At 59.4% G+C, this 13,905-nt stretch carries 14 protein-coding genes and 1 pseudogene; 12 read left to right on the forward strand and 3 right to left on the reverse strand.

Annotated elements, in window-relative coordinates:
• The first annotated feature begins 59 nt into the window (after positions 1-59).
• The 10 genes and pseudogenes from ACO6TG_RS17140 to ACO6TG_RS17185 all read left to right on the forward strand — a co-directional run bounded on the left by ACO6TG_RS17140 (position 60) and on the right by ACO6TG_RS17185 (position 8,968).
• Positions 60-995 (forward strand): glutaminase, encoded by a 936-nt coding sequence (locus tag ACO6TG_RS17140; protein WP_422374304.1) that lies wholly within the window; start codon positions 60-62, stop codon positions 993-995.
• A 313-nt stretch (positions 996-1,308) separates the two neighbouring features.
• Entirely contained in the window at positions 1,309-1,707 is a 399-nt protein-coding gene (gene sdhC, locus ACO6TG_RS17145) for a succinate dehydrogenase, cytochrome b556 subunit (RefSeq protein ID WP_422374305.1), read from the forward strand.
• Between the two features lie 10 nt (positions 1,708-1,717).
• Complete coding sequence (gene sdhD, locus ACO6TG_RS17150; RefSeq protein ID WP_094073455.1) at positions 1,718-2,101, forward strand: succinate dehydrogenase, hydrophobic membrane anchor protein; 384 nt, start codon at positions 1,718-1,720, stop codon at positions 2,099-2,101.
• 5 nt (positions 2,102-2,106) lie between these two features.
• On the forward strand, positions 2,107-3,933 hold the full coding sequence (gene sdhA / locus ACO6TG_RS17155) for a succinate dehydrogenase flavoprotein subunit (RefSeq protein WP_422374306.1): 1,827 nt from the start codon (positions 2,107-2,109) through the stop codon (positions 3,931-3,933).
• A gap of 12 nt (positions 3,934-3,945) precedes the next feature.
• Complete coding sequence (locus tag ACO6TG_RS17160; RefSeq protein ID WP_422374307.1) at positions 3,946-4,791, forward strand: FkbM family methyltransferase; 846 nt, start codon at positions 3,946-3,948, stop codon at positions 4,789-4,791.
• Positions 4,792-4,848: 57 nt separating this feature from the next.
• The gene (locus ACO6TG_RS17165; protein ID WP_094073458.1) at positions 4,849-5,631 is read left to right on the forward strand and encodes a succinate dehydrogenase iron-sulfur subunit; all 783 of its coding nucleotides are present in this window, start codon (positions 4,849-4,851) and stop codon (positions 5,629-5,631) included.
• Between the two features lie 770 nt (positions 5,632-6,401).
• Positions 6,402-7,055, forward strand: coding sequence for a hypothetical protein (locus tag ACO6TG_RS17170; RefSeq protein WP_422374308.1), 654 nt, complete (start codon positions 6,402-6,404; stop codon positions 7,053-7,055).
• Positions 7,056-7,178: 123 nt separating this feature from the next.
• Positions 7,179-7,262: pseudogene (locus ACO6TG_RS17175) on the forward strand (succinate dehydrogenase iron-sulfur subunit); the annotation flags it as partial.
• A gap of 73 nt (positions 7,263-7,335) precedes the next feature.
• Entirely contained in the window at positions 7,336-8,127 is a 792-nt protein-coding gene (locus tag ACO6TG_RS17180) for a DNA polymerase beta superfamily protein (RefSeq protein ID WP_422374309.1), read from the forward strand.
• A 37-nt stretch (positions 8,128-8,164) separates the two neighbouring features.
• Positions 8,165-8,968, forward strand: a complete 804-nt coding sequence (locus tag ACO6TG_RS17185; protein ID WP_422374310.1) for a metallophosphoesterase — start codon at positions 8,165-8,167, stop codon at positions 8,966-8,968.
• A gap of 104 nt (positions 8,969-9,072) precedes the next feature.
• Here the strand turns inward: ACO6TG_RS17185 and ACO6TG_RS17190 are convergent, their stop codons facing one another.
• Complete coding sequence (locus ACO6TG_RS17190) at positions 9,073-9,894, reverse strand: class I SAM-dependent methyltransferase (protein WP_422374311.1); 822 nt, start codon at positions 9,892-9,894, stop codon at positions 9,073-9,075.
• Positions 9,855-11,048 carry an S-adenosylhomocysteine hydrolase gene (locus ACO6TG_RS17195; protein WP_422374312.1) on the reverse strand — a complete coding sequence of 398 codons (1,194 nt, stop codon included), beginning with the start codon at positions 11,046-11,048 and terminating at the stop codon, positions 9,855-9,857. The genes ACO6TG_RS17190 and ACO6TG_RS17195 overlap by 40 nt, the downstream gene beginning before the upstream one ends.
• Before the next feature lie 281 nt (positions 11,049-11,329).
• On the opposite strand from ACO6TG_RS17195, the gene creD reads away from it, so the two are divergent.
• Both creD and ACO6TG_RS17205 read left to right on the forward strand, forming a co-directional pair.
• Positions 11,330-12,772 carry a cell envelope integrity protein CreD gene (gene creD, locus ACO6TG_RS17200; RefSeq protein ID WP_422374313.1) on the forward strand — a complete coding sequence of 481 codons (1,443 nt, stop codon included), beginning with the start codon at positions 11,330-11,332 and terminating at the stop codon, positions 12,770-12,772.
• Positions 12,773-12,868: 96 nt separating this feature from the next.
• Positions 12,869-13,243 (forward strand): VOC family protein, encoded by a 375-nt coding sequence (locus tag ACO6TG_RS17205; protein WP_422374314.1) that lies wholly within the window; start codon positions 12,869-12,871, stop codon positions 13,241-13,243.
• A gap of 172 nt (positions 13,244-13,415) precedes the next feature.
• Here ACO6TG_RS17205 and ACO6TG_RS17210 read toward each other — a convergent pair whose 3' ends face one another.
• A complete protein-coding gene (locus tag ACO6TG_RS17210) occupies positions 13,416-13,841 on the reverse strand; it encodes a VOC family protein (protein ID WP_422374315.1) in 426 nt (141 codons plus the stop codon).
• Positions 13,842-13,905: the final 64 nt, after the last annotated feature.

Consider the following 13,905-nt stretch of genomic DNA (forward strand, 5'->3'; position numbering starts at 1 on the left):
ACAGGCCTTGCATCTGTGGCTGCGATCTGACCAAGTGCCCCTCCGTCATGGAGGAGTGCATGCAGAATCTGTTGAGCGAGATCGCCGAAGCCGCGTCGGCCAATCCGGACAAGGGCAAGGTCGCGAGTTACATTCCAGAACTCGCCAACATCGATCCGGACCAGTTCGGCATCGCAATTGCGATGGCCGATGGCCGTGTCTTTTCCGCAGGCGATGCGGATGTGCCCTTTTCGATCCAGTCCGTATCCAAGGTCTTCGCGCTGGCTCTGGCGCTGGGCCGGGTGGGCGATGAAATCTGGCAAAGGGTCGGCCGTGAACCCTCCGGTCTCTCCTTTGATTCGATCCTGCTTCTGGAACGGGAGAACGGGATCCCGCGCAATCCGTTTATCAATGCCGGCGCCCTTGTCACCACCGACACCTATCTGTCCGGGTCCAGCCCGCGCGAAGCGCTCGGCGAGTTGCTGCGCTTTGTCCGGGCAGCGGCCGACGACGACAGCATTCACATGAACGAGAAAGTGGCGAAGTCGGAGATCGCGACCGGACACCGGAACTTCTCGCTGGCACATTATCTGACCTCTCACGGCAACATGAGGGCCTCCGTCGACAAGGTGCTCGGTACCTATTGTCATCAATGCGCCGTGGAAATGACCTGCCGCCAACTGGCGCTTGCCGGGCGGTTCCTGGTCGATGCCCCGGCAATGCCAGGTCTGGTCTCGATCGAACGCCGTCGCCGCATCAATGCACTGATGATGACCTGTGGCCATTATGACGGCTCGGGAGATTTCGCCTTTCGGGTCGGCATGCCGGGAAAAAGCGGCGTTGGTGGCGGCATCCTCGTGATTTCGCCGGGCCGGGCAGCGATTGCGGTCTGGTCGCCGGGGCTCAACCGCTATGGCAATTCCAAGCTCGGCACGGAAGCTATGGAACTCTTCGCGCATCGAACCGGATGGTCGGTTTTTGGCGTTCCGCATCCGGGTCGCGAGATTGACGTTTAGGGAAGCTTTCGGGTTGCGCCGATCACTTTTCTGCAGCCGAGAGGATCGCGTGTCACTTTCAACCGATTCAAAAGTGGTTTCGCGACAATTAGGCCTATAGGATATTTTGACCTTTTGAGGTGTTAGCGCTAGAACCCATCTAGATAACGCCTTGATATGCTTACGCTTGCGTAAACGTAACTTGGGCGAGATGAGCTGAGAATGAGTTTGACCACGGCCTTGAACCGGGCTCTTGCCGAGCATTGCGGTTACAGGTCAAAATCTGCTCGTTTTGAGCTCATACCGCTCTAGCGTCGCACGGGAGAGGAAATCCATGCCGAACGCCGATCTGCGGGGCAACCGCCCGCTGTCGCCCCATCTTCAGATTTATAAACCCATTCTGACGATGGTCATGTCCATTCTGCACCGTATCACCGGAGCAGCCCTTTACTTTGGGACAATCCTGCTGGCCTGGTGGCTGATCGCCGCCGCGGCAGGCCCGGCCTATTTCGATTTCGTCAACGACATCTACGGCTCGATCATCGGTCGCCTGATTCTGTTCGGCTTCACCTGGGCGCTTGTGCATCACATGCTCGGCGGCCTGCGCCACTTCATCTGGGACATGGGTGCCGGCTTCGGCAAGGACGCCCGCGAGTGGCTCGCCAAGGCGACCATCATCGGTTCTGTCTCCCTGACGTTGATCCTCTGGATCATCGGCTACATGGTTCGCTGAGGAGAGTGTCATGAGCGATATGCGCACACCCCTGAACAAGGTTCGCGGGCTCGGGTCGGCCAAGGAAGGCACGGATCACTTCTGGAAGCAGCGTCTGACCGCTGTGGCCAACGTCTTCCTGATCTCCTTTTTCGTGATCCTTGTCATCTCCATGCAGGGTTCGACCCATGGCGATGTGATCGAGACCCTGAAGAACCCTCTCGTTTCCATCATCCTGCTCCTGGTGATCCTCTCCGGCGTCTATCACATGAAGCTCGGCATGCAGGTGATCATCGAGGACTATGTGCACGGTGAAGGCATCAAGTTCCTGACCTTGATGGCGAACACCTTCTTCTGTGCCTTTATCGGTTTCGGCTGCGTTTTCGCAGTGCTCAAGATTGGCTTTGGAGGCTGACCCGAATGGCCAAAAGTTACGAATTCGTCGATCACACCTATGACGTGGTCGTGGTTGGCGCCGGCGGGGCCGGCCTGCGGGCAACCCTCGGCATGGCCGAACAGGGGCTTCGCACCGCCTGTATCACCAAGGTGTTCCCGACCCGCTCGCACACCGTTGCAGCCCAGGGCGGCATTGCCGCGTCCCTGAAGAACATGACGCCGGACTGCTGGGAATGGCACATGTACGACACGGTCAAGGGCTCCGACTGGCTCGGCGACACCGATGCCATGGAGTATCTGGCCCGTGAAGCGCCGAAGGCGGTCTATGAGCTGGAACATTACGGCGTGCCGTTTTCCCGGACCGAGGAAGGCAAGATCTATCAGCGCCCGTTCGGCGGCCACATGCAGAATTACGGCGAAGGCCCTCCCGTGCAGCGCACCTGTGCGGCGGCCGACCGGACCGGTCATGCCATTCTGCACACGCTTTACGGCCAGTCCCTGCGCAACAATGCCGAATTCTACATCGAGTATTTTGCGCTCGACCTGATCATGTCCGACGATGGCGTCTGCCAGGGCGTGATCGCCTGGAACCTTGATGACGGCACCATCCACCGCTTCGCGGCCAAGATGGTCGTCTTGGCGACCGGCGGCTATGGCCGCGCCTATTTCTCGGCAACCTCTGCCCACACCTGCACCGGTGACGGCGGCGGCATGGTGGCGCGTGCTGGCCTGCCGCTGCAGGATATGGAATTCGTCCAGTTCCACCCGACCGGCATCTACGGCTCCGGCTGTCTGATCACCGAAGGTGCCCGCGGCGAAGGCGGCTATCTGGTCAATTCCGAGGGCGAGCGTTTCATGGAGCGCTACGCCCCGTCGGCCAAGGACCTGGCATCCCGCGACGTTGTCTCGCGTTGCATGACCATGGAAATCCGGGAAGGCCGCGGTGTCGGCAAGAGTGGCGATCACATCTTCCTGCACCTGGATCACCTCGATCCGGCGCTGCTGGCGGAGCGCCTGCCGGGTATTTCCGAATCGGCCCGCATCTTTGCCGGCGTCGACGTTACCAAGGACCCGATCCCGGTTCTGCCGACGGTTCACTACAACATGGGCGGCATCCCGACCAACTATTGGGGTGAGGTGCTCAATGCGGACGGTGACAACCCGAACCGGATCCAGGAAGGCCTGATGGCCGTCGGGGAAGCCGGCTGCGCCTCGGTGCACGGCGCCAACCGTCTGGGCTCCAACTCGCTGATCGATCTCGTGGTCTTCGGCCGGGCCGCTGCCATCAAGGCCGGCCAGGTGGTCGATCCGAAGGAAGCCGTGCCGACGCCGAGTGAAGCCTCCTGTGAGAAGATCATGGACCGCTTCGACAAGCTGCGTCACGCCGACGGGGCCGTCCCGACCGCGGATCTGCGCGACAAGATGCAGGCCGCCATGCAGGAAGACGCGGCCGTCTTCCGCACCCAGGAAAGCCTGGAGGCGGGCTGCAAGCGCCTGTCTGCCATCTGGGGCGAAATGGGTGACCTGAAGGTGTCCGACCGTTCGATGATCTGGAACTCCGATCTGGTGGAAACGCTGGAGCTTGAGAACCTGATGGCCAACGCCATCACTACGGTCTATGGCGCGGAAGCCCGCAAGGAAAGCCGCGGTGCGCATGCGCGTGAAGACTACAAGGATGGTCCGTTTGCCGGCCGCGACGACGAGAACTGGCGCAAGCACACGCTGGCCTGGGTCGATGATGCGGGCAACGTCAAGCTGGACTACCGTCCGGTGGTGCTCGATCCGCTGACCACCTTCGACGAAGGCGGTATTGATCCGAAGAAGATCGCGCCAAAAGCGCGCGTCTACTAAGGAGCGCATGCGGTGAGCCAGGTGGCATCCCTTCCGGATATCAGAAGCCCGTTCGGCACTTACCCTGCCGAGCGGATGGTCCGGGCTGCCTGGCGTCTCGCCGACCGGCACGACCTCTCCAAGGGCCTGCGCCGGCGCATTCGTGCGCTCGTGGCCCGGTTCTTCAAGGGACCTTACGATCTTGAGGCCGAAGGTCTGAAGTTCCGGATCTATCCGGGCGAGAACTATGACGACCGCAAGATTCTGGCCAAGGGCCGCCTTCCGGAACGGGCCGAGCACAAGCTTCTGGAGCCGCATCTGGGTGAAGGCACGGTATTTGTCGATGTCGGCGCCAATATCGGCTCCTATTCGATCTTTGCCGCCAAATGCGGTGCAGACGTGCTGGCGATCGAGGCCAACCCGCAGACGGCAACAAAGCTGAGCTTCAACGTCAAGGCGAACGAGCTGGACAGCGTCCGGATCGTCAATTCCGCGGTTGGTCCGCGCGAAGACACGATGCCGTTCTTCCAGGAACCGAGCAATTGCGGCTTCGCGACCTTCGTGGAAGACCTGACGACCGGTGAATGGGCGGGTGACTGGACCTCTTCCTTCGTTAAGATGCGGCCCTTGACCGCGATTGCCGATGATCAGGGCCTGACCAGGATCGATGTCTTGAAAGTGGATGTGGAAGGGTTTGAGGACCGTGTGGTGCTGCCCTTTTTGAGGCACGCGGAGAAGAGCCTCTGGCCCCGCGTGATCCTTCTGGAAACCAATTGCCGGCCTTACTGGAGCGAGGATTGCCTGCCTGAACTGGCAAACCGGGCCTACAAGATCACCGGCCGAACGAATGACAACATGATCTTCGAGCTCGCTGCCTGAGTTCGAACACATTATGGCCCGGACGCGAAACTTGGGCCCAACGCGGAGCAGTAACAAATGGTTCAGCTGACGCTTCCCCGGAACTCCACGGTGACGGAAGGCAAGGTGTGGGACAAGCCGGAAGGCGCCACAAACTTGCGCGAATACCGGATCTACCGCTGGAACCCGGATGACGGCCGCAACCCGCGGGTGGACACTTATTTCGTGGATGCAGACAATTGCGGCCCGATGGTGCTGGACGGTCTCATCTACATCAAGAACAAGATCGACCCGACCCTGACCTTCCGCCGGTCCTGCCGCGAAGGCATCTGCGGGTCCTGCGCGATGAACATTGACGGCACCAACACGCTCGCCTGTACCAAGGGTACGGACGAGATCGCCGGTGACGTCGTCAAGATCTACCCGCTGCCGCATATGGCCGTCGTCAAGGACCTGGTGCCGGACCTGACCCGCTTCTATGCCCAGCACCGCTCCATTGAGCCCTGGCTCAAGACGGTGTCCCCGGCGCCGGAAAAGGAATGGCGCCAGTCCCATGAGGACCGCGTCAAGCTGGATGGGCTATATGAGTGCATTCTCTGCGCCTGCTGCTCGACCTCCTGCCCGAGCTACTGGTGGAACGGCGACCGCTATCTCGGCCCGGCCATCCTGCTTCAGGCCTATCGCTGGCTGATCGACAGCCGCGACGAGGCCACCGGCGAGCGCCTGGACAATCTGGAAGACCCGTTCCGGCTCTACCGCTGCCACACCATCATGAACTGCTCCCAGGCTTGCCCGAAGGGCCTCAACCCGGCCAAGGCAATCGCCGAGATCAAGAAGATGATGGTCGAACGCCGGGTTTGAGTATTCTGATGTTCCGGAATTTGGAAAGGCCGTCCCTCGGGGCGGCCTTTTTTGAAGAGGCTAACACTCCCACCTTGTCATCCCGGACGGAGCGCAGCGGAGATCCGGGATCCAGTACTCACAGGTTTCCGACCTGTGTTTCCGCGACGGACACACAGAATACTGGGTCCCGGTCTTGGCGCGAAGCGCCAAACCGGGATGACAATCCATAGGCCCGGTGACGACCGATGGGTAGCGGATTTCCTTCCTCACCCCTTCGTCCTGCACACCAGCAGCCAGCTGTTGCACCAGCCACGGAAGCCCGGCAGGCGGCCAAGGGTGCGTGTCATCGCCTTTTCTATCGGCTTGAGCGGTTCCCATTCAAACGTCTTGCCGCGCAGATGGTGGAACAGCCTGCCGTGGCGGTTGTGCTCCTTTTACTAGGGGCTCAGCATCGGCAACTAGGGCAGGCAGGAGAGATAACCGATGCCGTGAACGGTCTCGATGATGACCGCCCGGCCGATGATCTCCGGCCATCCCGCCAAGGTCATGCGCACATGGTGTTCTGGATAATGAAGGTGCTTAAACTTTAGCCGGTCGAGCCGATAGAGCTGCGGCACCACGGCCAAAATCAGGCCGTCTCGCAGCCAAGGTCATGGCTTTGATCGAAGAAGGCCGTCCCTACCGATGGATAGCCCGTGACCTCGGGATTTCAAAAAAAACACCGTTCTTGCGATTGTACAAAGATTGAAAGCCGAGGCCTCATGAAATCGGAACTTACGATACAACAGATGTTGGACGATCTTGGCGATCACGGAGTGCATGTCGATGACATATCGGCGTCGATTAGGGTCAACAGCGGGGATGTTCTTGAAGATCAATATTGGGAACTGATCGACGACTTATGCGAGGGCATCCTCAAAGAGCGATGGGGAGCTCTGACAGACCAGGATAAACTTGGGCAAGTGTTCGAGGTTATTCAGCTATGGCCCTGCTACCCGACAGCTTCCTTGCTACCACGATTGTACATGAGCGATTTAAGTGCCACGGCAGAAGTCTATCTATGGCAACAGATGTTACAAGCGCTCGAGCATCACGACCGGCCGTACCGTGAAGCAATAGAATATGTGCTCTGGGTCGACTTTTTCGAAAACCAGGCAATCTCTGCAAAAGCCTGGAATGGTTTGATGGGCGCTACTCCCGGCAAACAGGCAAAAGCCCGTTTGCTGGTCAACTCGGGCCCGGTTCCATACGCTGAAAAACGGCACCACTACCATGAACTCTTGGAAAACCAGGAAGACCACGAACTTCTCGCGGAGTGCTTGGCGCGTTGCCTGAATGACGTTTATGGCAAGATTGATCGTGATGATGCTCATTCCATCTTGCGGAAACTGCGCGTAGGGTTCGGCAACAAGTTCATGAGTTATTTAAAACACAATCTATAGTGCCTTCGCGCAGGATTCAGCCCCTGTACGCAACTGCCTCCTGACTGACCACTTCAATGATTTGAAGATCATGGTCGACGAGATCCTGACAGACCATGATGGCTCGTCTCGGGATGAAGTGGCTGCTCCCAGGCCTGCCCGAAAGGCCTCAATCCGGCCAAGGCAATTGCCGAGATCAAGAAGATGATGGTCGAACGCCGGGTTTGATTTTTTCCCCGGACTTGCTATCTGCAGGGGCCGCCCATCGGGTGGCCCCTTGTTTTTGAAAAAGTCATTGATCATGGATCCGAATATCGTTGCAGAAATCCGCAGCCGGCTGAAGGCGCTGGAGACGCGGGAAACCATCACCATTCCGCTGGCCATTGAAAGCGGTAGCCGCGCCTGGGGATTTCCGTCGCCGGACAGCGACTATGATTGCCGTTTTGTCTATGTGCGCGCGCGCGAAAAAACAGTCACGCTGTTCCCGGTGCGTGACGTCATCGAGGAGCCGCTCACGCCGGTGTTCGACATCAACGGCTGGGATCTGGCGAAGGCACTGCGCCTCATGCATTCCGGCAACGCAGTGATCGTCGAATGGCTGAAATCGGTGTTTGCCTATCAGCTGCATGTGCCTTTTCGGGACGCAGCGCTGGAGCTGGCGGAAGCGGTCTGTGACCGGGCGCTCATCGGTAAGCATTATTATCACCTCGCCAAGGCGCAGATCCAGAGACTGGACCATTTCAAGGGCGATGTATCATTGAAGAAGACGCTCTATGCCTTGAGGCCACTGACCGCCTTGATGTGGTTGTCAGAGCATCCGGACAAGGCGGTAGCGCCGATGAACTTTCTGGACATGCGCCGGGATGTCGATTTTCCCGAATCGGTCTTGGAGGCAATCGACCGCCTCTTGGCACAAAAGGCGGAAAGTTCCGAAATGGGCGCAGAACGGCTGGATCCCGTGTTGTCAGCCTTTATCCTGACCCTTTACGAGCGGTTCGAACCCTGGGCGAAAGCCGAGCCGCCGGGCGACGAAAATCGAGCCGAGATCGATACTTTCTGGCGTCATTGGTCCGCTGAACTGTGCCCGAGATAGGCTATAGTTCCGGCTTTGTATCCACCTGGGTGAAACCATGCTGCGCCTGACACGTCACACTGGCCGCATTCTGGTTCTGGGAGATCTGCATCTCGATTTCTGGCATGCGTCAGGTCTGTCGCCCTTCGGCAACGTTGACCTGGGTGGACTGGACGCGCTGATCGTTGCCGGCGATCTCACCAACAAGCCAAAGGTTCGCTGGCCGTGGGCCATTGAGGTCCTCGCCCGGTTCATCGACCGGGACAGGATCGTCATCGTTCCGGGAAATCATGACTATTACAATTTCCGGCTCGATGGCGACGTACGCCTGAGCGAGCTGGCGCAGTCGGCCGGTGTTCATTTCGCCCAGAAGAGGCACATGGCGATCGGTGACCTGCGGCTTCTGCTGTGCACGTTGTGGACGGATTTTGAATGTGGCGGCGACTATTGGGCGAACACCCAGGCTGCACGGCTTCAGATGAACGACTATCGTCATATCCGTCTGGCGTCCGCCGCCTATCGGAAGATTGGTCCAGAGGACACGAGGCGCGTTCACGTTGATCACAAGGCCTGGCTGGCTGCGGAGCTCGGCGCTCACTGGCCGGGACCGACGGCCGTCGTCACCCATCATGCACCACTTCCGGAAGCTGCCGGCCAGGAAGACGGGCTGAGCTGTTGTTATGCGTCTGATCTGGGCGACCTGATTTTGCAGCATCAACCGGAGTTCTGGTTTTTCGGGCACACGCACAAGGTATTTGCTGCAAAGCGTGGCCGGACAGAGTTACGCAACGTATCGATCGGATATCCGGATGAAGGGCACATGAGCCAGGAGCTGGTGGACCAGTCGATCATCCGGTTCTGACCTGTGGTCGTTTACGATTGAAAGCCTCGCTCCATTTGTCATCCCGGTCTTGCCGCTGAAGTGCCAAACCGGGATGACGATCCATAGGTAGCTGATTTCCCTTCTCACCCCTTCGCCCGGCACACCAGCAGTGAACTGTTGCACCAGCCCCGGAAGCCCGGCAGGCGGCCAAGGGAGCGCGTGAGGCCTTTTTCCAGTGGCTTCAGCGGACCCCATTCGAAGGTCTTGCCGCGCAGATGATGGAACAGCTTGCCGTGGCGATTGTGTTCCTCATACCAGGGGCTGAACATCGGCAGATAGGGCAGGCAGGAGAGATAGCCGACGCCGTGAACGGCCTCGATCGTGACGGCGCGGGCAATGATGCCCGACCATTCGGCAAGCGTCATGCGCACATGGTGTTCGGGATAATGCAGGTGTTTCAGTTTGAGCCGGTCGAGACGGTAGAGCTGCGGCACCACAGCCAGGATCAGGCCACCGGGTGCGACCACCTCCCCGCATTGGCGCATTACCGATTCAATCGCGGGGCCCTGGCCGGGCAGATGTTCCAGCACATCCAGGAGGGTAATCACATCGGGGCGCCAGGGCAGTTCGTTCCGGTGCTCCGACAGCCGTGTGGCATCCAGCACGATGTCCGGCTCGAACGCGGCTTCGTAATCGGCGCCGCAATAGTCGAATTCCAGTCCCGTCTCGGCCAGATAGTCCCTGGAAATCGAGGTGGAGCAGCCGATGTCGAGAATGCGCGGCGGCCGGTCGAGCTCTGCGGCCCAGTCCCGGATCTGCCGGGACACGACGTCGAATTTCACCGTGCCGTAAAGGTTTCGCTGCGCATTGCTGAGCTTCTTGACCAGATACTCGGAATGAACGGCAACCTCTTCGGGCGCGTCCGTTACATCCCGTCTCTTTGCTCGATCCAGAGTTGGGTGCACGCTGCCTCTCCTTCAGAATCCAGACGGTGAATGCCGGGCTCGTATGTGTAGGTGGTCAGATCGGCCATCAGCACGATCAGTTCCCCCAGGATCAGTTCGACGATTTCATCCGCGACACTGCCCGAACCGGGGATGAAATTGGCCGGATACCCGTCATTGACCAGACAGACCTGCCGGTCCTGCCCTGCCGGCCCGTCGGCAAAGTGATAGGCGCGAATGGATGGGTGAATGTCATATCCGGGCGCTGCTTCCAGAAACTCGACGTCGATTTCGATCCGGCGCGAACTTGCGCTTGCCACGAGGCAGCCACTGCGCAACTGGCGCAGCACATCGGACGTGACCGACAGGCGCCCTGCGGCACCGACCACGAGGTCGGCCCGGCCGAGATCTCCGGGTGAAAGTGTTGCGTCGAAACCGGACAGGCGCGCCTCGGCAACCTTCAGCGGGTTGAGATCGACAAGAACGGGCTGGACATCGAGCCTCCGGAGCGCCCTGGCGACACCAAAGCCGATCCAGCCGGCCCCAAAGACGGTCGCGTGGCGTCCGGCGAGAGTATTGCCGAGATCGCGCATCAGACCGTCCAGGCAGCGGGCGATGGTCTCGCCGCAACGGGCGGCTTCCAGCCGCTTCAGCTCGCTGTCTGCACAATGCAGGACAGGAATTTTCAGAGCTAGCTGGTCCGCGCGCCAGACGCCTTGCTTGGTGATTTCAACCACGCCTTCGACCAGGTCGAGCTGATCCTGAAACCGTTCGTGCAGCAGCTCGACCACATACCCGCCAACCTCCTGGATCACCAGCTTCTGCCCGGAACTCCGGCAGGCAAGAAGGCTTTTCTGAAGAGCGCTGGCAAGCACCTGGCGGAACTCCGTTTCCGTCTTCGGGCACTGAACCCTGTCGCCGTAACGCGATTGCCATTTCAGCCGGGTTGCATCGCTGCCGGAGGAATAGGGGACCCCGATGATCGCGTCGAAATCCATGACCCCGGCCAGCGCATCGATCATGCGCATGGTGTCGTCGAAAAGATGGGCAACCATCAGGAAGCGATGCTGCTCGCTCCGGGCAAGATCCAGCCGCCTGACGAGCGCCGGCAGATAATCCGCGCGGCGAGCATAGGTGGGCTGAGCCCGAAAAGTCGTTTCTGGCAGTGTATTCATTGGTATAATTTCCGATGGTCATGCCATTCTGACACTCAAAGACTGCTCAGAACAAGCCCCGGTTGAGAAAATAGGGCAACTAATTTCCCGGACAATCGATGACCGGAAGGCGTCTGCACGGTTTCTGCAAAAACAATGCTGAAAAGACCGGCATCATTGCCCGGTTCTCTCCTTGCTGTCCGGTCAAGGTCACCGCGTTGAAAGAGCGTCCCACTTCAAACGCCGCGGCCGAGGTCCCCCGAAGCCTGTTTCAGATGCGCTCGTTGCAAAGGATTGATTGAATGACAGATGTTAGCGACACGGATGCGACAACGGGCAGCGCGGCAAACGGGCCTCCGCCTTTCCGGCCGCGCGCATTCCTGAACTCACCCGGTGTCAAATTTGTTCTGATCGGCATTTTGACCGTCATGCTCATGGTGCCGAGCCTGTTTGTGTGGATCCTGGTCGAGGAACGGGCCGACCGCGCCAGGGAGGTCGCCAGGGACATCGCCGGGTCCTGGGGCGGTACTCAGGAAATCAACGGGCCGTATCTGGTCGTGCCTTTCAGCGAAACCGTGACGATCGGCACCGGCGATCGGGGCAGGACCGAAGTGCATTGGCACACGGCGGTCCTCTTTCCCGAAAAGCTGGATGTCTCGGGGGACCTGCAGGTCGAGGAACGCCGGAAATCGATCTATTCGCTGCCGGTATACTCCGGGGCCGTGCAGTTGAGCGGCCGGTTTGGCGCACCTCCTTCGAACATGTTCGAACCGCAACAGGGCGGCACCGTCGATATTGCCGCCGACAAGGCCCTGCTGGTGGTCGGCATAGGTGACGTCCGCGCGCTCAAGAACGAGGTCTCTCTGACGCTGGATGGCAACGCTCCCATCCCGTTCGAGCCCGGTCCCGGTCCGATGACCGTCTCCACCGGCCAGTTCAAAGCCGCTCCCGTCTCCGCTTCGTCCGGCATCAATGCAGCGGTCCCGCCGCTCAAATGGCGCAAGGGGTTTGCCTTTCAGGTCCCGCTGGACCTGAACGGATCGACTGCGGTCTATGTGGCACCGGCCGGTCAGAGCACGGCCGTCAACCTGTCTTCCAACTGGCCTCATCCCGGTTTCACCGGAGCGTTTCTGCCGGACGAGCGCACGATCGCGGATACGGGGTTTGAGGCCAACTGGTCCATCCCCTATCTTGCCCGCGGCATCCCGAAGACGCTGGTCACGAACCAATTGCCGCTGCAGTCCAAGCTGCTGGGGGTGAAGTTCGTTGAACCCGTCAATTTCTACCAGACCATTTCCCGGTCCCTCAAATATGCCATCGGCTTCATCAGTCTGAGTTTTCTGGCCGTGTTTGTTCTGGAGATGCGCTCCGGCTGGCGCTTCCACTGGATCCAGTATGGGTTGGTCGGACTGGCCCTGATCATATTCTACGTGATGCTGCTCGCTCTGGCGGAACATGTCGGCTACGGCCTTGCCTATCTCGGGGCGGCGTCTGCAGCAACCGTCCTGAATGCCGCCTATGTCGGCACCTCCTTGAAAAGCCGATCAGCCGGGGCGGTGATGTTTGCGGTACTGGCAACCATTTTTGCCGTGTTGTTCGCCCTGATGCGCGAACAGGATTATGCGCTCCTGATCGGGTCGGTAATCGCCTTCCTGGCGTTGGCAGTCACAATGTTTGTCACCCAGAAGATCGACTGGACCGGACAAGGCGAGACGGAGACTGCGAAGACTGCAGCTGCGGCGTAAGCTGGTCGGTTTGATCCCAAAGAATGTCAAGGCGGGCTTGCGGCCCGCCTTGATTTGTTCGATATTTGTTCTCGTATTTTTTTGAAGGAGACAGACATGCATAGAAGCCGTTTGGGAGATCTGGTCATTGATTGCGAAGGTGGTGACATCGATGATCACGCGGTGTTCTGGGCAGGCGCCCTCGGCCGGGACGTCGAGGCCGCGCCGAAGAACCCGCGCTACCGGCGCCTGATCGGCAGGGACGGCGAGATCGGCATCCTGCTGCAGGCGGTTGAGCATCCCTCCCGGGTGCATCTTGATATCGAGACCGATGACCCGGAGAAAGAAGTTGCGCGGCTGGAAAAGCTTGGTGCAAGCGTCGTGTCGCAGCTTGCAGGCTGGACGGTCATGGAAGCCGCCAGCGGTCATCGTTTCTGTGTTGTCAAACCACAGCTGCCCGGTTTCGACGAGGCAGCGAAGGCCTGGACATAGACCGCCAATAAATTGTCATGCGCCTTGTGAGCCGGTCAAAGCTGTTTTTGCATCCCTTCGGGATAAGATGAATTTGCCCGGCGACGTCGATGCAAATCTTTGGAAACCGGACGGTTTCCTGCAGCTTTGCGCCGCATGTCCGAACAAATTCATCTCCTTCCTTTCACGCAAGTTATTGTTGGGGCCCAGCCTTGGGAAGTGCGTAGAACCCAAGTGCGTTTCCGAAAGGGTCGGAAAACTCCGAATACGTCACGACACCCGGAATTTCGATGGCTTCGCCCGTCGTGATACCGGCATCGGCACGCGCAGTTTGAGCCGCCGCCATGTCATCGACCTGATATCTGACCACGGCTCCTTGTGATTGTTGGGCGTCCGCCTCAAACAGCTGAAACCAGACCCCTGGCGCGACCTTGAATTCGACCACACCGGGAGCCGGTCTGATCACCTCTGTGTCTGTTCCGAAGAATTTCGCATACCAGCGCTCGGCTTCGCTGAGCGACGGCACGGGCACACCGACAGTGATTTCCTGGAAGGGGTCTGCCCGGGCGACTGACGTAAGGGCGAAAAAAGCGAGTGAAGACAAAGTGAGCAGGCGCATGTGCAAGTTCCTTTCATAAGACCGCCATCACCGATGAGGGGCCTTTGTCCGGTTGATTGTGGTC

The sequence above is a fragment of the Roseibium sp. genome (assembly GCF_965233565.1).
In the GTDB taxonomy this organism is placed as follows: domain Bacteria; phylum Pseudomonadota; class Alphaproteobacteria; order Rhizobiales; family Stappiaceae; genus Roseibium.